The sequence below is a fragment of the Ureibacillus sp. FSL W7-1570 genome, from assembly GCF_038593265.1.
Classification (GTDB): Bacteria; Bacillota; Bacilli; order Bacillales_A; family Planococcaceae; genus Ureibacillus; species Ureibacillus suwonensis.
Map to the genome: position 1 here is coordinate 457,316 of NZ_CP151979.1, position 17,543 is coordinate 474,858.

Consider the following 17,543-nt stretch of genomic DNA (forward strand, 5'->3'; position numbering starts at 1 on the left):
TTGATTCCTTCCAAAAGTAGGTGATGAAATGATTGAAATGACAGGCATTTCAAAAGCGTTTAACGGCAATGCCGTATTAAAAAATGTTCAGTTTAATTTAAAAGATGGCGAAATCCATGCGTTGATGGGTGAAAACGGTGCCGGCAAATCGACATTAATGAAAATTTTGGGCGGCATCCATTCAAATGATGCTGGTGAAATCAAGGTGGATGGACAACCGGTGCACTTTAAATCCCCAAAGGATGCAGAAAAACATGGAATTGTCATCATCCATCAGGAATTAAATATATTGCCTGATTTGACTGTTGCAGAAAACCTGTTTTTGGGGAAAGAAAAAACATTCGGGTTTGGGATTTTGAAAAATAAAGAAATGGATCAGGAAGCCCAGGAATTGCTTGCCAAATTGGGTTTGGATATCCATCCGAAAACGAGGGCCGGAGATCTTTCCGTTGGGAAGCAACAAATCATAGAAATTGCAAAAGCGATTGCAAGCAATGCCAAGTATATCATCATGGACGAACCGACTGCCGCTTTGACGGATCGGGAAATCCGAACATTGTTTGAAACCATTCGGGAATTAAAAGCCAAAGGAATTTCCTTCGTTTATATTTCCCATCGAATGGAAGAAATTTTCTCCATCTGTGACCGGATCACGATTTTGCGGGATGGTCAATATGTAGGGGAACGGAATATACCGGAGACAAACTTTGATGAAATTGTGGCCATGATGGTTGGAAGGGAACTTGGGGAACGGTTCCCTGAACGAAAAGCGGAAATTGGCGACGTTAAGCTGGAAGTTCAAAACTTGACGGTCAAAGGTTTGTTTGAAAATGTTTCATTCAACGTCCGCAAAGGCGAAGTGGTCGGTATGGCAGGACTGATGGGCGCTGGAAGAACCGAAGTGGCTGAAACCATTTTCGGCTACAGAAGAGCCCACGGTGGCGACATTTTGATTGATGAAAAAAAAGTTTCCATTAAAACGCCGATTGATGCAATGAAACACAAAATCGGCTATGTGACCGAGGACCGAAAAACAAAAGGATTGGTTCTTGATTTTTCCATCCAGGAAAATGTGTCCCTTGCCAACCTGAAAAAAGTATCTTCTTCGGGTGTGGTGAACAAAGAGAAGGAGACTTCCCTTGTCAACCAATATATTCAACAGTTGAAAATCCGCACTTCCAGTCCAAAGCAAAGTGCGAAATCGTTAAGTGGAGGAAATCAACAGAAGGTTGTGCTTGCGAAGTGGCTTGGCACTGAGCCGGAAGTATTGATTTTGGACGAGCCGACCCGCGGCGTCGATATCGGTGCGAAAAAAGAGATTTACCAGATTATTAATGATCTGGCACAGGCTGGTGTAGCGATTTTAATGATTTCATCCGAATTGCCGGAAATCATTGGCATGGCGGACCGTGTCCTTGTCATGCATGAAGGGAAAATAACGGGCCAAGTTTCAAAAGAAGAAATGACCCAGGAAAGAATTATGCATTTTGCTACTGGAGGTGAGCAAGTTGACTAAGTCGTCAAAAGAAATGATATCGAAACTGGGACCGTTAATCGGTTTAATTCTTTTAATTATCGTCGTAAGCATCATGAATCCCAGTTTTTTAACGATTTCCAATATTTTTAACGTGTTGAGACAAGTTTCCATCAGTGCCATCATCGCCTTTGGGATGACCTTTGTCATTCTCACAGGGGGAATCGATTTATCCGTAGGTTCCACGCTTGCATTGACGGGGGCTGTTGCTGCCAGTTTATTGGCAGGCGGAACGGACCCAATCGTTTCCATGGGGGTTGCGTTAATCCTTGGACTTGTGTTGGGAGCTTTCAACGGGGTGATTATTACAAAAGGAAAAGTGGCCCCATTTATTGCGACTTTGGCAACAATGACAATTTACCGGGGATTGACGCTTGTATATACAAACGGTAAACCGATTTCCGGTTTGGGAGACCATGCATCATTTCAATTATTTGGGAAAGGCTATTTCTTAGGTGTCCCTATTCCGGTGATCACAACTATCGTTTCTTTCGCCATTCTCGCTTTCATTTTGCACAAAACGACATTTGGCCGCCGGGTCTATGCGGTTGGCGGAAATGAAGAAGCGGCAAAATTATCCGGCATTAATGCCGACAGAGTGAAAATCGCAGTGTATGCCATTTCCGGATTCCTTGCTGCGTTATCCGCATTAATTTTAACTTCCCGCTTGAATTCTGCTCAACCAACGGCGGGCGAGTCCTATGAATTGGATGCCATTGCGGCCGTTGTATTAGGCGGGACAAGCCTGAATGGCGGGAAAGGTTGGATTTTCGGCACGTTAATCGGTGCATTGATTATTGGGGTTCTCAATAATGGTATGAACTTGATTGGCGTATCTTCTTTCTGGCAACAAGTCGTAAAAGGGATTGTCATACTGCTCGCAGTACTTTTAGACCGAAAAAAAGACTAAAAAGGAGTGTTTATGATGAAAAACATGAAGCTTTTATTTTTCGTTGTGATTGCAATGCTAGTGTTATCCGCCTGTTCGATGGATTCTTCATTGGAAAAAAAGGATGATGCGGCAAAAGGAACAAAAGAAGAAGGTTCTTACAAAATTGGTTTTTCCATTTCCACATTAAATAACCCATTCTTCGTCACTCTTAGCGATGGTGCAAAAGCGGTCAGCAAAGAAAAAGGCGTGGATTTAGTGATTGTCGATGCGCAAGATGATGCGTCCAAACAGGCTTCCGACGTGGAAGACTTAATCCAGCAAGGCATTGATTTATTATTAATCAACCCGGTAGACTCTTCTGCGGCTGGATCTGCCGTGGAATCTGCCAATGCCGCAGGAATTCCGGTCATTACGGTGGACCGTTCAGCAGACAGCGGTGAAGTGGTTGCCCACATCGCCTCTGACAATGTGGAAGGCGGCAAACTTGCAGGGGAATATTTGTTGGAATTGGTAGGTGAAGGTGCCAAAGTGGCAATGCTTGAAGGCGTTCCAGGTTCATCTGCTGCCCGTGACCGCGGAGAAGGTTTCCTTAAAGCGGTGGAAGGAAAAGTGGATCTTGTTTCAAGCCAGCCAGCCAACTTTAACCGCAGCGAAGGATTATCTGTAATGGAAAACATGCTACAAGCCCATCCTGATATTGAAGCGGTATTTGCTCAAAATGATGAAATGGCTTTAGGTGCCCTTGAAGCGATTTCAGCTGCCGGCAAAGAGATTGTTGTCATCGGCTTTGATGCGACAGATGACGCATTGAAGAAAATTGATGAAGGAAAAATGGCTGCAAGTGTTGCCCAAAAACCTGAAGAAATTGGGAAAACTGCCATTGAAACGGCCGTGAAATATTTGAACGGTGAAAAAGTGGAAGAGTTTGTACCGGTTGAACTTGAATTGGTGACTAAAAAATAAAGGATGAAAGGTAGAACATAGTGGCGCGAGCTCGTGTTCTACCTTTTTTTTCATTTATTTTTTTTCTTTTTCTCTTCCACGATGAAGTTGTCAAGGGCAAGGAAACGATTGCTGGCAAACAGAAGATAAGCGGCCATGGCCATCAAAGCGACATCCAATTCATATCCATGAAGGAAACCGGCGTCATATTTCACGGTTGCAATGGCCCCCGCCATAAGCAGCACAAAAAGAAATGCGAAAAAGCGAATGGAAAACCCGATGATGAGAAAGATTCCGCCGATCGTTTCAAGACCGGTTACGCCGTAAGCCAATAGTTCTGCATACGGCAAATTGTAGTTGGCAAATCGTTCCGCCACCGTCGGAATCCCTTCCTGCCATTTTGCCAAACCGTGCATGATGAAAGTGGCCCCCAATACAAGCCGGAGAATAAAACCTCCAATTTCACTTTGCCTCAACACAATCCCCTTTCTACTTTTTTTACTATCATATTATCGCTCGTCCACATATAACACTGTTGCCCTGAATTTTCTAATCAGCCGTATCCTGAGTATAAAGTGCTTCTCCAATAAACAGGAAAATTGCATCATAAACCAAATGAGGGTTTGTCAAATGCCGAATGGTTGGGTTTAGAATTGGAAACAAAATAAAAAAACAAAGTTTTTTTATCGGAAAACTATTGACAAATGTTTCTCAGGATTGTAAATTGTTATCAACCAAATATTCGAACCGACTTTTCCAAAAGAGGTTTAACATTTTAGCGGATTATGATGCTGAAATTGTTAAACCTCTTTTGCTTTCCATCGTCGCTTTTCAGAATGTTTGCTTGAAGCAAAACTTTTGGATGCAGATGAAGGGCATGATGGATTCATTCTAAAATTTTGGTAATAAGTTAATTATTATTTATAAACCAAGTTATCTTATAAGAATAATAATATAAAAACGGAGGGTGATTTTGATGGCAACAAAATCAAAAATTGAAATCGTGAAAAAAGCGGGCCGCATCGGGGCAGAGGTGCATGGGGTGAAGTTGACGCCGGATATTGATGGGGAGACTTTATCACAAATCAAGGAAGCTTTAAGTGAGCATTTGGTGCTATTCTTCCGTGGTCAAGAACATTTGGATGATGCTACACATGAGGAGTTTGCAAAACGTTTTGGTGAATTGTTCGCCCATCCAACAGTGCCGGTGAAGGAAAACACAGCAGCAATTCTTGAGTTGGATTCCCAATATGGGGGGAAAGCCAACTCTTGGCATACAGATGTGACATTCGTTCCTGAAGTGCCCCGTTATTCCATCTTGCGCGGTGTGGAAATTCCATCCGTGGGCGGAGATACGATCTGGGCGAATACCCATACGGCCTATACTGATTTGCCTGAAGAATTGCAAGAATTGGCGGAAAAATTATGGGCAATCCATTCCAATAAATTCGACTATGCTGCTTTAGCATATGTAAACCAATCAAAAGAAAAAGCAAGAGAGTATATTGAAAAGCATCGGAGTGTATTTGCGAGAATCGAATATGAAACACGCCATCCGGTGGTAATCTTGCATCCTGAAAACGGCAAGAAACATTTGTTGCTTGGTCATTTCGTCCGCCAATTCGAAGGTTATTCAACGTCACAATCAGCGGCGCTTTATGAAATCTTGCAAAGCTATGTGACTCGCCCGGAAAACACAGTTCGCTGGAATTGGCAAAAAGGGGATCTTGTCATTTGGGATAACCTGGCATCCCAGCATTATGCAGTCGCCGATTACGATGAACGCCGCATCGTCCGCCGTGTGACGGTTTCCAAAAATACTCCGAAAAATGTGAATGGGGAAGAAAGTTCATTAATTAGAAAAAAATAAGGTAATAATTCACTTTAGATGAAGAAGATTTAGCTATGGCGTTATTATTAATTGGCGGGGAAGAGCAACTGGCGGATTTGATCCTGGGTTGCCACCTGAAAAGTGCATTGACACAGTGGCAAAGTTATCATTGATCCCTATGCTTACAGGTGATAACATTCCTTTTCCCGGCATATAATCTAAGCAGGAAGAAGTTTTACACGTTTTGGGAACTGATTCATTTTTTTCGACCTTATCCTTAGTATTTCAATAAGAATAAAAAGAAAGAAGTGGTGGTATGGCTAAATTAAAAGAAGACGTGTTAAAACAAATCATTAAACAATTAAATAATATAGATTACGGCAACTTATCAATTACAGTACACAATGGCGAAATTGTCCAACTGGATGTCACTAAAAAACAGCGATTCGACCGGGCATCGGTGGAAAGAGTATTAACAAAAGTTGCCCGTTAAAAGGAAGGCTGCCCAGTGGAAATCATGATTGGGCAGCCTTTCATATTGTTTAAGTTTCATTGAATCCAAAGTGTAATTTTATATGAAAGCCTTCACTTCAATTCCATTTTTCAGCAATTCCCCTTTGATAAATCTTGCAAAATCCACGGCATGTTCACCATCACCATGAATACAAACGGTATCCGCCCGTAAAAGCACATCCACGCCTTGGCGGGATTTTACTTTTCCTTCTTTCACCATTCTGATCACTTGTTGAACGGCTTCATTTTGGTCGGTAATCATTGCATCGGGCTGTTTTCGGGATGTTAACGTGCCATCCTTTTGATAAGTACGGTCAGCAAATACTTCGTGGGCAGTCCGAAGTCCGATTTTTTCACCCGCTTTTGTTAATTCGCTCGATGCAAGGCCGAATAAGATCAAATCGGGAGAAACGTCATATACCGCTTTTGCGATGGCCTCCGCAATTTCAGGATCTTTTGCCGCCATATTATAAAGGGCGCCGTGGGGCTTCACATGCTGCATTTTTTCTCCTTCAATCGTTAAAAAAGCCTGTAATGCGCCAATTTGATAGACCACCATATCATAAGCTTCTTGATAAGTGATGGCCATTTCCCTTCTTCCGAATCCCAATAAATCCGGCAATCCCGGATGGGCCCCGATTTTCACTCCATGATCCAGAGCCACTTTCACCGTTTCCCTCATGACGGATGGATCCCCCGCATGAAAACCGCAGGCGATATTCGCTGAAGAAACATATTGTAAAATTTCTTTTTGGTTGGCGAGCGTGTATCTTCCAAAATCCTCTCCGATATCACAATTCAAATCGACCCGGTTCACATCAATAACCTCCAATTTATTATTCCAGATACTCAATGGATTTATGGAAAAATATATCATAAAAAATGTGCTTTTGATATAATTCCTTTAATATTGATACAAATTGGAGGAAAGTAGCAAACATGGCCGTACAATTTAAACCACTGGGGGAAAGTGCTGTATTGGTCTATTTCGGAAATGCCATTTCAGAAGAGATCCATTTATCAATAAAAAAATTTCTTTCCCTTCTTGAAAAGGAGCCCTTCGATGGTCTGATAGAGGTTGTACCAAGTTATACGAATGTTTGTGTTTATTATGATGTAATGGCAGTGGATCAATGGGATATTGAAGGGCGCTCCCCGTACGAAAAAGTGGTCTCCCGGCTTCAAAGGCTGTTACAAAAAGAGATTGATTTGCCAAAGGAAAAAAACAGATTGGTTGAAATCCCTGTCTGTTACGGAGGAATCTATGGCCCGGATTTAACGGAAATTGCCCGAATTCACCATTTGTCTGAAAAAGAAGTCATTGAGATACATACAAAAAACGATTATCTTGTCTACATGTTGGGCTTTGCACCCGGATTTCCTTTTTTGGGCGGGATGGATGAAAGAATCGCAACTCCCCGCAAAGAAACACCCCGATTGAAAATCCCGGCCGGTTCTGTAGGGATTGCCGGAAAGCAAACAGGGATTTACCCCCTTGAAACACCTGGAGGGTGGCAAATCATTGGCCGCACCCCATTAAAATTGTTTCTTCCGGATCAAAACCCGCCAACGTTATTGCGGGCAGGAGACCGGATCCGTTTTGTCCCCATTACTGAAAAAGAGTTTATGGAATTAGAAGGTGAAAGGTCATGACGATGACAATACTGAAACCGGGTCTTTTAACGACGATCCAAGATTCAGGAAGAAGGGGTTTTCAGCAGTATGGCGTCATTGTTGGAGGGGCAATGGATACCCTCTCTTATCGCATGGGCGAAATGCTGTTACAGCAAGCGCCTTCTGCGGCACTGGAATTCACTTTAATCGGTCCGACGGTGAAATTTAATTGTGATGCGGTGTTTTGTTTGACAGGGGCCAATTTTCATCCGCTCTTGAATGAGAAACCATGCCGGATGTGGAAGCCGGTTTTTGCCGAAAAGGGCAGCATTTTAAAGCTGGGCTCCTGCAAAGATGGAGCAAGGGGCTATTTGCACATCAAAGGTGGAATTCAAGTCAAGAAAGTATTAAATAGTTACAGCACTTATATCCGTGCCGGGATAGGAGGATTTAAAGGCCGCCCTTTGCAAAAAGGAGACGAACTTCCAATTCCGGAATCGAAGCCAGTGCAAAAAGGAAAGTGGGGGATTCTTCCGGGAAATTGGTTGATTAAGAGTCGGGATGCGGAAATTCGGGTGGTAAAAGGGACGGAATATGATCGATTTGCGGAAAAAAGCAGGAATGCCTTCATCAATTGCATCTTTACGATTTCGAAAGATGCGGATCGCATGGGTTACCGTTTAATGGGGGATAGTCCACTAATTACGAAAGAACCTATCCAATTATTATCAGAGGCAGTCACCTTTGGAACCGTCCAAGTGCCTCCAAGCGGGCAGCCCATTATCTTAATGGCGGATTGTCAGACGACGGGCGGTTATCCTAAATTGGCTCAAGTGGTTTCCGTTGATTTGCCGAAACTCGCCCAACTTCAACCCTTTTCGAAAATACGCTTTCAACTCATTTCTTTGGAAGAGGCCCAAAAGTTGTACATTCAGCAGGAAAAAGCATTAAGACGATTGGAAATCATGCTTAAACATTAAGTTTTTCCAATTCCACTTGTATTTAACAAATCTGCATGTTACAATGTTACACGACAACACAATATATAGTATATTTGTTTATCAGGTTCTACTATATATAGTAGATTAAAAGGGAAATCAGTGAAAATCTGATGCTGTCCCCGCAACTGTAATTGCTGACGAAAAGTTCAAATCCACTGTGCCAATGGCATGGGAAGGGAACTTGTAGGATGATGCATGAGCCAGGAGACCTGCCTGATAAACGGAAATTGCTCATTTCTTCGGGGGCTAAGAAATGGAAGCAAAAGGTCCATTTCTTAGCGCCTGATTGTTTCCATTTCAAAGCCTTACCCGAAAAAGGGTATGGCTTATTTTTTTGTCATTGAATTGATGGAAAGGAGAAAGGATATGAAGTTATATTCCAAAAAAGTTTGTCCAAAGTGCATGTTGATGAAATTTGAGTTAAAGAAACTGGGTTTCGAAAGAGAATATGAGGAAATAAACGTTGATTCCAATGAAGAAGCGAAAGAAAGATTATTGAAAGCCGGATTCTTTACTGTCCCGGTTATGGAAATTGACGGTGAGCTGATGGATGACATGGAAGAAGCCAAAAAAATCATCGGCATGATGAAGGTATGATCGCTTATGCCTCAAGAACCGGAAATGTGCGGTTTATCGTTCATCAATTAGGATTGCCGAACATTGAAATTCAAGAAGGGCTGATATTGGACGAACCCTTTTTGTTGTGCACTTATACCGATGGAATTGGGGAAGTGCCACCAATTGTAGAAGGGTTTTTAAAAAATAATGCCCACCTTTGCAAAGGAGTGGTGGCAAGCGGGAATTCCAATTTTGGTCATTCTTATTTTTGCCGTTCTGCAGATGTGATCAGTGAAACTTATGGCATCCCGATTGTTGAAAAGATTGAATTAAGGGGATTTCAAAAAAATTATCACGCCATTATGGAGTTTTATAAAAGAACGATACAAGGGGGGATTTTCAGATGAAAACATATTTAATGCTCAATAATGAAGTGTTGAATCACTATCGGCAAACGGGCCGCATCGACTTGGAGAAAGATCGGCAGGCCACCCGTCAATTTTTCTTCGAGTATATTCATCCCCGCATGCGCCAGTTTTTGGGCATAGAAGAAAAGGTTCGTTATTTAATAGAAGAAGGTTATTATGAGGAAGCTTTCTTGAAAAAGTATTCCATGGACTTTATCCGGCAAATATTTGAAATCGCCTATGCCTACCGGTTCCGTTTCCAAACGTTTATGAGCGCTAAAAAATTTTATGACAGCTACGCAATGAAAAGCCGGGATGGAAAGGAAATTTTAGAAACTTATGAAGATCGTATGAGCATTATTGCCCTTTATCTGGCGGATGGAAATGAACAAATGGCGGAAAAGGCGATCCGTGCCATCATGGAAGCTTTTCAACCGGCGACGCCAACTGCCCTGAACAGCGGGAAAAAAGCGCGGGGTGAATTGGTTAGCTGTTTCAAATTGTCGATGGATGATTCGATGAACAGCATTGCCGAAAACATTGGATATTGTCTGGAACTCTCAAGACTTGGCGGAGGAGTGGGGGTCAATTTGACGGATTTGAGGCCTTTGGGGGATCCAATCAAAGGAATCGCCAATCGGGCAAGCGGGGTCATGCCCGTTGCCAAACTGTTGGAAAACGCTTTTGCCTACTCCAATCAATTGGGCCAACGGAATGGCTCGGGCGTTGCCTATTTGAATATCTTCCACGGGGATATTGAAGAATTTATTTCTTCCAAAAAGCCGAATGCCGATGAAAAAATCCGGTTGCAAACTTTATCAACGGGCGTCATTGTACCTGATATTTTCTTTGAGCTGATGAAAAAGGATGAAGAGATGGCCCTTTTCAGCCCTTATGACATTTATCGGGAATACGGAAAAAGAATGTCCGAAATCAGCATGACGGAAATGTATGGGGAACTGCTCAATAACCCGAATATCCGAAAGTTGAAATGGATCAATGCACGAAAATTATATACAGAAATTAAGAAAAGCCAATTCGAATCCGGTTATCCATTTGAAATTTTCGATGACAACGTCAATAAGCGTCATCCTTTAAAACAATTGGGAAGAGTGAAGATGTCCAATCTTTGCACGGAAATTTTGCAATTGCAGCGGACAAGCGTCATTCATGACAAAGATGAGCCGAATGAATACGGATTGGATGTATCTTGCAATCTTGGTTCGTTGGATATTCACCATGCGACGAAGTTTCACCGTTTTGAAGAGCTGGTTGATACGGCAATGCGGCTGCTTACGCAAGTGTCCCTCATGACCAATATCAAAAATGTGCCTTCTGTCAGAAAGGCGAATCGGTTGATGCATTCGGTCGGACTGGGCGTGATGAATTTGCACGGCCATCTCGTTTCCCAAAATATTCGGTACGGTTCAAAGGAGTCCATCGAATTCATCGATTATTTCATGGAAGCATTGAACTATTATTCATTGAAATCATCCATGCAAATGGCGAAAGAAAAGGGAGAAACTTTTTTTGGGTTTGAAGAGAGCGAATATGCAAACGGCAACTATTTTGAAAATTACATCCATAAGACGGACAAAGAACCGGTTGGAGCGGTGAAAAGAGCCTTGGGAAACGTGCCGATCATCACCCGGGATATGTGGATAAAATTGAAAGAAGATGTCATGAAATACGGGCTATTCAATGCTTATCGACTGGCGATTGCGCCAACGGGTTCCATCTCATATATCCGTTCCTGCACCGCTTCCATCGCCCCCATTACGGAAAGAGTGGAAATTCGGGATTATGCGGATAGCCGCACGATTTATCCAATGCCATTCCTGAACAACGAAAATCAGGAAACTTATGTGGAAGCTTATGACCTGGATCCGTATAAAATGATTGATTTATATGTGGCGGCACAAAAACATGTGGATCAGGGCATTTCCATGACCGTTTATGTTACGGACCAGTGGACGACGGAAAGACTCGCCAAAGTGTATATTTATGCCTGGATACGCGGCATCAAAACGGTCTATTATGTGCGCCAACGACTACAAAAATTGGAGGAATGTGTAGCATGCACCATTTAACTTATGAAGCGGTGAATTGGAATCAGCCGACCAATGGCCTTGCCAAAGTATTTTGGGATCAGCAATGGAAGCAAATGTGGTTCCCGGAAGAAATCGCCGTGTCAAAAGATATACCGCAATGGAAAACTTTTGGGCATCAGGAAACGTATAAAAAGGTTTTTGGAGGCCTCACGCTGCTTGATACCATCCAAACCAATATCGGTATGAATGAAATAGCAAGGCATGTGCCGGATTTGCAAGTGAAAGCGGTATTGACGGTGTTTGGCGCTTTTGAAGCCATCCATGCCAAATCCTATTCCTATATATTTACAACCCTTTGCAACAAAGACGAAATCGAAGAAATTTTTCAATGGGTGAAAGAAAATGGACATTTGCAGTATAAAGCGCAAAAAATTGCGGAAATTTATCAAGCCATTCAAGAACATGATCCGGTGAGTTTATGGAAAGCCATGTTTGCCTCTGTCATGCTCGAATCCTTCCTGTTCTATTCCGGATTTTTCTATCCGCTCTATCTGGGCGGACAAGGGATTTTGCGAAACAGCGCAGAGGTGATATCCCTCATATTGAGAGATGAATCGATTCATGGAGTGGCTGTCGGAATCTTTGCCCAAAATCTATTCAACCAATTTACGAAAGAACAGCAAGAATCATTAAAACAATGGGGTTATGAATTACTGCTGGAATTGTACGACAATGAATTGCAATACACAGATGAAATATACAGGGGAACCGGCCTGGAGGATGAAGTGAAGGCGTACATTCGCTATAACGGCAATAAAGCGTTGATGAATTTGGGCTTGGATACCATGTTTCCGGAGGAGGAAATCAACCCCATTGTAATGAACGGAATCCGAAATGAAGGATCCACATACGATTTCTTTTCCCAAAAAGGTTCCACGTATGCATTGGCAAAAGTGGAACCGATCACGGATGATACATTCCGTTTTGATTTTTTGGCAAATGAATAAAAGGGACGGATTGCGTATTCCATTAAACTATGTTAATAATGTAAATGATAATTATTCTCAATAGAAAAAGGGGTTTGTTTTTATGTATACAGTGACAAATCGCATCAAAGTTAAAAAAGGATTTGCGAAAAAAATGGCTCCACGATTTACACAACCTGGCCCATTATTGACATTCAAAGGTTTCAAGAAAGTGGAAGTATTGGTGAGCACCCAATTTGAAGATTATGATGAAATGAGTGTAGTCATGTATTGGGATACACTGGAAGACTTCCAGGCATGGAGAGAGAGCGATTCATTCAAAGAAGCGCATAAACGTCCTGCAGGCGGAAGCGAAGAGAGTCCTACAATCGACAATATTGTGGTGATTGCGGAAGTCGCTTCCACATTGGAAAACAATTAATATAATAATAACCAAATAAAAGAGCCATCTTCAGGAAGTGGATGGCTCTTTTGATTTATTCCGATATTCATTAAAAATTTTGTAGGCTTCATCAATGGCACGTTTTATCATTTTATCAAAGGAATTTGTGGAATTTAACTCTTTTACAGCCGCTTTCACGAATTTTGATTGATCCTCCAAAAAGGCTTGGAGATCTTCCTCCGACCCTAAATGCGCATCAAAGTAGATCCGTCGTTTATTCCGTTCAATCATATGGGTTAAATCGTATTTTGTCATCACTTGCAAAATCCATTTATTTAAACCTGTAGCCAGTAAAAGAGAAATGATATAATATAATAATTCGGGGCGATTTTCTCGAGCTTTTAATTGATTAAAATGAACATTTTCTTGAAGTGCATTTAGTATGACGAAATTCGAGGAGTAGTATAGGGTTTTTTCGGCTGAGTGAATGATGTTATATTTATCGGGAAGTAATAAAAGCCAAATATTAAAGGCGATAATCCATGCATCTATGATATTAAGTGCTCCCTCTTTTACAAGATGATTGCATTGATTATACTTTTTTGCCAGGTTATTAAAATTGTCGATATGATATTGCTCGATATATAATAAGCTGCGATCTACTGTAATTTCCCTATACAACATTGACACCCCTTTACTATGAAAATCGGTAAAATTTTCCCCGAAAGTGGTTGAAGGATAATTGATAAAATCCTTCTAATCTTAGTTTACCAAATTAATTTTCAAATAATAGACAAATTTTTTAAAAATAATAAAAAAGATACATTTTATCGACATTTTTTGAAATATTATCATTGATTTCTAGTAAAACTTAAAAAGGGTTATCAACAAAATTAATGCAAAAATAATATGTTTTCATAAAATAAAGAAAATATAGTTGTATAGTAGGATATAAGTCGGGAGGAAATAAAATGCAATCAGTATTTACTTTTAAACATATCGAACCTAAAGTGGAAAGTAAACAAAGTCCAGCGATCTTTTTGTTCCATGGATTGGGCAGTGATGAGGAGGATTTGCTGCAAATTATCGGGGGCATTCAGGAGGTTTGCCATGTTTTCAGTTTAAGAGGTCCGATCACCCATGATCCCGGTTACGCCTTTTATACGTTTGAGGAAGAAGGAAAGCCGGTACAGGAAATTTTCGATAAAGTGGTGGCCGTCACCAAAGATTTTATTTTGCAAGCGATCGACGAATATCAATTGGATCCGGAGAAAATTTTTGTGGCAGGTTTTAATCAAGGTGCTGTGATCGCACAAACTTTATGTGTGGCAATGGGGAACCGGATTAAAGCATGTGCTGCATTGTCCGGATATTTGCCGGACTTTGTCAAAGATCAATATTATAAACAGAATATGACGGAGACGAAAATTTTCATTTCCCACGGGGAATATGATTATGACTACCCAATCGTTTGGAGTGAAAAAAGCAAAGCGTTTTTTGAGGAATATGGGGCAAAGGTGGTCTATAAAACATATCCTGTGGGCCATGGGGTTTCACCCGAAAACATGAATGATTTTATTCATTTTATTCTTGAACAAATATAATTAGAGGCTGGGACAAAACTAGCTTCTAGATAGGAAAAAGGAGAATTTGAGCCAACTCAAATTCTCCTTTTTCCATTTATCCCCATTATTTTTGGTTAGTTGATCTTTGTTGGCCGTGTATTTTCGTAAATTCACGGCCATTAAGGCAATGCCCATTTCATTTTCCACTTTCGATTTTCCTCGAACGGAAAATCGAGTGAAACGCAAATTAGCCTTCAAGAATCCAAAAACTGGTTCTACGTCTATTTTACGTTGACGGAAAATAGAACCAGCTTTTTCTTCTGAAAGCTTCGCTCTTACATATTCTTTTTGTTGTTCCCATTTTTCATTCACCATGACCTTTCGGTGATTGCCTTCCTTTGCTTTTGTGCATGATGAACGAAATGGACATCCTGAACAGTTTTCACATTCATAGATTTTCAATTCTCGTTTGAAACCAGTCTTATCTGTACGTACAGAACGATAACGGAAGGTTACTCGCTGCTGATTTGGACAAATGTAGGTATCACTTTCTTCGTCGTACATCCAATTGTCTGGATGAAATGGATTTTGTTTATATTTCTTCTTTTGTTCTTTCTCATACATGGTATATGGAATGAGTGCCTCACATTTTCGATTCGAAAGGATGTCTTCATAGTTTTGTTCACTACCATAACCAGCATCTGCGACAATATATTTTGGCAATGGAAAATAATGCTTCTCAATCTCATTCAAGAACGGAATCAATGTACGTGTATCAGTAGGATTTGGAAAGATGCTATAAGCTAGTGCGTATTGACCTTCTGTTGCGATTTGTACGTTGTATCCAGCCTTCAATTGACCGTTTTTCATATAGTCGTCTTTCATTCGCATGAACGTCGCATCTAAGTCTGTTTTGGAATAACTATTCCGTTCACCCAAGATTTCGAAGTCTTTTTGATACTTTTGTTTACGTAAAATCAAGTCAATCAACTGTTTGTACACTCGCTTCGGATATTTCCGTTCGCTTCTTAATGCTTTTCGTTCTGTGGCATCGGGCGATGCTTCTATCTTTTGGTCATATTCCGTAATCACTTCATCGACTTGTTGCACCATTTGAGCGAGTTCTTCAACGGACAGTTCTCCCTCATTTTCCCGCTCCATTTCAGGGATGATTTCCTTCTCTAACAGTTCGTTGTAGAGCTGATTGGATTTTTCAATTAAGCTTTGGTTGTATTTTTCAATGGATTTCTTCCATACGAAAGTAAATTTATTGGCATTCGCTTCAATCTTCGTACCATCGATAAAAATGGCTTCTTGATCGATTAACTTTTCTTCCACCAGTTGGCAACGGAATTGGACAAAACATTGACGAATTAATTCTTTTACTTCCGGATGCACACGAAAACGATTGATCGTCCGATAACTTGGTTCATATCCTTGTGCCAACCACATCATTCGTATACTGTCCTTTAATAGCGCTTCAATTTTTCGACCTGAAAAGACAGACTGCGAATAGGCACACAAAATAATTTTTAGCATCATGCGTGGATGATAAGCAGGACAACCTGTATTTCGAAGAAACGGCTGGAAGGCTTCATCTGGAATACTTTCAACTAAATGGTGAATGTGGAAGGCAATATCATTTTCTTGTAATTTTATTTCTAAATCTAGAGGCAAAACTAATTGATTCATGTTATAATATTTGAACATAAGGACCCTTCTTTCTGTTAGGTTTTGTGTGCTAACTTAATTTTAACAGAAGAGGTCCTTATTTTTTATTGAAAAAATGAAAAACAGCCCATGAAATTTCATTCCAAAATTTCATGGGCTGTTTCCATTTTAGAGGGGGTTTTGTCCCAGCCTCTTGATGGGTGCACAGCATTGGCTCCATTCACATTTTTTCGCCCAAATAAATATCATAAAAGTAATGTAAAATATCTTCTCCTTTTTCATCCACCAATGTATCTTCTTTTAATTTCATTGTCACCGTTGTTTCGCCGGGAACCAGCTGATCCTCTTCAAATGTTAATGTAATCAAAATTTTTCCCGTAGTTGCAAGTTCTTCTTTTACTTCATCCGATAATTGCAAATAGTCGAAAAGAGGCTCTTTCCAAGTGCCCTTGATCAACAATTGATGCTGATTTTGATTTTTTTCATATTCCCATTGGACATCACGTAGAATAGTTTTAAACAATTCTTCTACAGTAAAGGTTTCATCATTATATTCAATTTCAAATTCGCGCAATGAGTAAGCATCAACCGTTAAACCGCTTTTCGCTTTTTCCGCCTGAGTATGTATGCCGGAAACCGCCTCTTTAATATCGCTGCATCCAGCTAGTAGAAAAATAAAAAATATGAGTGCAAAAAAACAATGCATTCTCCGCATTACCAACCCCCCAGTGATGGAACTACTGTTCATTATCATAATAGCGAAAAAATTCATCGTTGGATTAGAGGAATATGAAATTTCCGTTAAAATTCAATGAAATCAACTCTAATAGAAGGGAAGTTTTCATGAAAATCAATGATGAGTTGCTGGAAAAACTGGGAATTTATTTTGTCTATCATGATATTTATAACCGCTATGGGATTACTTTTGAATCGTTTGTGGACCGTTGGGTGAGGGGGATTTTGGATATATAAAAAAACGCTAGGCTGGTCCGGCAAGATGGACAAGTCTAGCGATGCCATCAAAAATGGCGCTGAATCCATTGGTTCGCTTCTTTCCAATTTTGCACCCTTATGACATTGGAAGGAACGGCTTTGCGATTATAAGGGGTGTCAAATAACAGCACGGGAATTTTCAGTTCTTCCGCAAGTTCCACCGCATTATCGTGCTTATCTTCAAAAAATACTTCAATGCGGTATTTTTTCGCAGCCTCCAATTTATTGTGGCTGCCGATCAATTCAATGTGATCATAAGGCACCTGATGCTCTTCAAACCAACGTTTTGTTACGTCATACAAGTGCTGGTCCCGCGCGGAAATATAATATAACTCATATTGTTTATGCCAATGGTTTAAAATTCTTTGGGCATCGTTGGCAATTTTGCTTACAGAGTAGAGATACGGTTCATTTTCTTTGAACCATCGCGCAAACTCGTTCCGGTCAACGGGGTGGGGGAAAGCGCTTAAAAAGTCGTACTCAACCACATCGTCAAGTACGATATTTGTTTTGTATTGTTTATTGATATGCGGGATCAGCGTATCAGGAGTAGTCACTGTCCCATCGATATCAATACCGAAACGGGGCTTTTCCTGCTTCATG

The 17,543-nt window shown here is 40.8% G+C and carries 20 protein-coding genes and 1 riboswitch; of the genes, 14 read left to right on the top strand and 6 right to left on the bottom strand.

Annotated elements, in window-relative coordinates; genetic code table 11:
* Positions 1–28 precede the first annotated feature (28 nt).
* Genes NST13_RS02260 through rbsB form a run of 3 tightly spaced genes read left to right on the top strand, consistent with a single transcriptional unit; the run spans position 29 to position 3,389 of the window.
* On the top strand, positions 29–1,516 hold the full coding sequence (locus NST13_RS02260; RefSeq protein WP_342581297.1) for a sugar ABC transporter ATP-binding protein: 1,488 nt from the start codon (positions 29–31) through the stop codon (positions 1,514–1,516).
* A gap of 13 nt (positions 1,517–1,529) precedes the next feature.
* Positions 1,530–2,444 carry a ribose ABC transporter permease gene (gene rbsC, locus NST13_RS02265; protein ID WP_342581807.1) on the top strand — a complete coding sequence of 305 codons (915 nt, stop codon included), beginning with the start codon at positions 1,530–1,532 and terminating at the stop codon, positions 2,442–2,444.
* 15 nt (positions 2,445–2,459) lie between these two features.
* Complete coding sequence (gene rbsB / locus NST13_RS02270) at positions 2,460–3,389, top strand: ribose ABC transporter substrate-binding protein RbsB (RefSeq protein ID WP_342581298.1); 930 nt, start codon at positions 2,460–2,462, stop codon at positions 3,387–3,389.
* 50 nt (positions 3,390–3,439) lie between these two features.
* On the opposite strand, the gene NST13_RS02275 is transcribed toward rbsB, so the two are convergent.
* Complete coding sequence (locus tag NST13_RS02275) at positions 3,440–3,844, bottom strand: DoxX family protein (protein ID WP_342469606.1); 405 nt, start codon at positions 3,842–3,844, stop codon at positions 3,440–3,442.
* Between the two features lie 500 nt (positions 3,845–4,344).
* Between NST13_RS02275 and NST13_RS02280 the strand changes: the two genes are divergently transcribed.
* The gene (locus NST13_RS02280) at positions 4,345–5,238 is read left to right on the top strand and encodes a TauD/TfdA family dioxygenase (protein WP_342581299.1); all 894 of its coding nucleotides are present in this window, start codon (positions 4,345–4,347) and stop codon (positions 5,236–5,238) included.
* 277 nt (positions 5,239–5,515) lie between these two features.
* Complete coding sequence (locus tag NST13_RS02285; protein ID WP_342469604.1) at positions 5,516–5,692, top strand: YezD family protein; 177 nt, start codon at positions 5,516–5,518, stop codon at positions 5,690–5,692.
* Positions 5,693–5,770: 78 nt separating this feature from the next.
* Here NST13_RS02285 and pxpA read toward each other — a convergent pair whose 3' ends face one another.
* On the bottom strand, positions 5,771–6,529 hold the full coding sequence (pxpA, locus tag NST13_RS02290; RefSeq protein WP_342469603.1) for a 5-oxoprolinase subunit PxpA: 759 nt from the start codon (positions 6,527–6,529) through the stop codon (positions 5,771–5,773).
* Between the two features lie 122 nt (positions 6,530–6,651).
* Here pxpA and pxpB point away from each other — a divergent pair, with 122 nt between their 5' ends.
* The 7 genes from pxpB (at position 6,652) to NST13_RS02325 (ending at position 12,750) form a co-directional block, all read left to right on the top strand.
* Positions 6,652–7,365 carry a 5-oxoprolinase subunit PxpB gene (pxpB, locus tag NST13_RS02295; RefSeq protein ID WP_342469602.1) on the top strand — a complete coding sequence of 238 codons (714 nt, stop codon included), beginning with the start codon at positions 6,652–6,654 and terminating at the stop codon, positions 7,363–7,365.
* Positions 7,362–8,306 (top strand): biotin-dependent carboxyltransferase family protein, encoded by a 945-nt coding sequence (locus tag NST13_RS02300; protein ID WP_342581300.1) that lies wholly within the window; start codon positions 7,362–7,364, stop codon positions 8,304–8,306. The genes pxpB and NST13_RS02300 overlap by 4 nt, the downstream gene beginning before the upstream one ends.
* A gap of 66 nt (positions 8,307–8,372) precedes the next feature.
* A riboswitch (cobalamin riboswitch) is annotated at positions 8,373–8,559 on the top strand.
* Between the two features lie 134 nt (positions 8,560–8,693).
* Positions 8,694–8,924 (top strand): glutaredoxin, encoded by a 231-nt coding sequence (locus NST13_RS02305; protein WP_342581301.1) that lies wholly within the window; start codon positions 8,694–8,696, stop codon positions 8,922–8,924.
* The gene (nrdI, locus tag NST13_RS02310) at positions 8,921–9,292 is read left to right on the top strand and encodes a class Ib ribonucleoside-diphosphate reductase assembly flavoprotein NrdI (RefSeq protein ID WP_342469599.1); all 372 of its coding nucleotides are present in this window, start codon (positions 8,921–8,923) and stop codon (positions 9,290–9,292) included. The genes NST13_RS02305 and nrdI overlap by 4 nt, the downstream gene beginning before the upstream one ends.
* Entirely contained in the window at positions 9,289–11,382 is a 2,094-nt protein-coding gene (gene nrdE, locus NST13_RS02315) for a class 1b ribonucleoside-diphosphate reductase subunit alpha (RefSeq protein WP_342581302.1), read from the top strand. The genes nrdI and nrdE overlap by 4 nt, the downstream gene beginning before the upstream one ends.
* Complete coding sequence (nrdF, locus tag NST13_RS02320; RefSeq protein WP_342581303.1) at positions 11,370–12,350, top strand: class 1b ribonucleoside-diphosphate reductase subunit beta; 981 nt, start codon at positions 11,370–11,372, stop codon at positions 12,348–12,350. Before nrdE ends, nrdF begins: the two co-directional genes overlap by 13 nt.
* 82 nt (positions 12,351–12,432) lie before the next feature.
* Entirely contained in the window at positions 12,433–12,750 is a 318-nt protein-coding gene (locus tag NST13_RS02325) for a heme oxygenase (RefSeq protein ID WP_342469598.1), read from the top strand.
* Positions 12,751–12,780: 30 nt separating this feature from the next.
* Here NST13_RS02325 and NST13_RS02330 read toward each other — a convergent pair whose 3' ends face one another.
* On the bottom strand, positions 12,781–13,395 hold the full coding sequence (locus NST13_RS02330) for a hypothetical protein (RefSeq protein WP_342581304.1): 615 nt from the start codon (positions 13,393–13,395) through the stop codon (positions 12,781–12,783).
* A gap of 287 nt (positions 13,396–13,682) precedes the next feature.
* Here NST13_RS02330 and NST13_RS02335 point away from each other — a divergent pair, with 287 nt between their 5' ends.
* Positions 13,683–14,315 (top strand): dienelactone hydrolase family protein, encoded by a 633-nt coding sequence (locus NST13_RS02335; protein ID WP_342469596.1) that lies wholly within the window; start codon positions 13,683–13,685, stop codon positions 14,313–14,315.
* 18 nt (positions 14,316–14,333) lie between these two features.
* Here the strand turns inward: NST13_RS02335 and NST13_RS02340 are convergent, their stop codons facing one another.
* Complete coding sequence (locus NST13_RS02340) at positions 14,334–15,986, bottom strand: IS1182 family transposase (RefSeq protein WP_342581305.1); 1,653 nt, start codon at positions 15,984–15,986, stop codon at positions 14,334–14,336.
* A 181-nt stretch (positions 15,987–16,167) separates the two neighbouring features.
* Positions 16,168–16,662 carry a 23S rRNA methyltransferase gene (locus NST13_RS02345; protein ID WP_342469595.1) on the bottom strand — a complete coding sequence of 165 codons (495 nt, stop codon included), beginning with the start codon at positions 16,660–16,662 and terminating at the stop codon, positions 16,168–16,170.
* 128 nt (positions 16,663–16,790) lie between these two features.
* On the opposite strand from NST13_RS02345, the gene NST13_RS02350 reads away from it, so the two are divergent.
* A complete protein-coding gene (locus NST13_RS02350; RefSeq protein WP_342469594.1) occupies positions 16,791–16,919 on the top strand; it encodes a hypothetical protein in 129 nt (42 codons plus the stop codon).
* 47 nt (positions 16,920–16,966) lie between these two features.
* Here NST13_RS02350 and NST13_RS02355 read toward each other — a convergent pair whose 3' ends face one another.
* Positions 16,967–17,542, bottom strand: a complete 576-nt coding sequence (locus NST13_RS02355; protein ID WP_342581306.1) for a hypothetical protein — start codon at positions 17,540–17,542, stop codon at positions 16,967–16,969.
* Between the last annotated feature and the right edge of the window lies 1 nt (position 17,543).

Bases quoted from the DNA above. Each gene is read 5' to 3' on its own strand.
- NST13_RS02260 (WP_342581297.1), top strand. From the start codon at position 29: ATGATTGAAATGACAGGCATTTCAAAAGCGTTTAACGGCAATGCCGTA.
- rbsC (WP_342581807.1), top strand. From the start codon at position 1,530: ATGATATCGAAACTGGGACCGTTAATCGGTTTAATTCTTTTAATTATC.
- rbsB (WP_342581298.1), top strand. From the start codon at position 2,460: ATGAAAAACATGAAGCTTTTATTTTTCGTTGTGATTGCAATGCTAGTG.
- NST13_RS02280 (WP_342581299.1), top strand. From the start codon at position 4,345: ATGGCAACAAAATCAAAAATTGAAATCGTGAAAAAAGCGGGCCGCATC.
- NST13_RS02285 (WP_342469604.1), top strand. From the start codon at position 5,516: ATGGCTAAATTAAAAGAAGACGTGTTAAAACAAATCATTAAACAATTA.
- pxpB (WP_342469602.1), top strand. From the start codon at position 6,652: ATGGCCGTACAATTTAAACCACTGGGGGAAAGTGCTGTATTGGTCTAT.
- NST13_RS02300 (WP_342581300.1), top strand. From the start codon at position 7,362: ATGACGATGACAATACTGAAACCGGGTCTTTTAACGACGATCCAAGAT.
- NST13_RS02305 (WP_342581301.1), top strand. From the start codon at position 8,694: ATGAAGTTATATTCCAAAAAAGTTTGTCCAAAGTGCATGTTGATGAAA.
- nrdI (WP_342469599.1), top strand. From the start codon at position 8,921: ATGATCGCTTATGCCTCAAGAACCGGAAATGTGCGGTTTATCGTTCAT.
- nrdE (WP_342581302.1), top strand. From the start codon at position 9,289: ATGAAAACATATTTAATGCTCAATAATGAAGTGTTGAATCACTATCGG.
- nrdF (WP_342581303.1), top strand. From the start codon at position 11,370: ATGCACCATTTAACTTATGAAGCGGTGAATTGGAATCAGCCGACCAAT.
- NST13_RS02325 (WP_342469598.1), top strand. From the start codon at position 12,433: ATGTATACAGTGACAAATCGCATCAAAGTTAAAAAAGGATTTGCGAAA.
- NST13_RS02330 (WP_342581304.1), bottom strand. From the start codon at position 13,395: ATGTTGTATAGGGAAATTACAGTAGATCGCAGCTTATTATATATCGAG.
- NST13_RS02335 (WP_342469596.1), top strand. From the start codon at position 13,683: ATGCAATCAGTATTTACTTTTAAACATATCGAACCTAAAGTGGAAAGT.
- NST13_RS02340 (WP_342581305.1), bottom strand. From the start codon at position 15,986: ATGTTCAAATATTATAACATGAATCAATTAGTTTTGCCTCTAGATTTA.
- NST13_RS02345 (WP_342469595.1), bottom strand. From the start codon at position 16,662: ATGCGGAGAATGCATTGTTTTTTTGCACTCATATTTTTTATTTTTCTA.
- NST13_RS02350 (WP_342469594.1), top strand. From the start codon at position 16,791: ATGAAAATCAATGATGAGTTGCTGGAAAAACTGGGAATTTATTTTGTC.
- NST13_RS02355 (WP_342581306.1), bottom strand. From the start codon at position 17,542: ATGAAGCAGGAAAAGCCCCGTTTCGGTATTGATATCGATGGGACAGTG.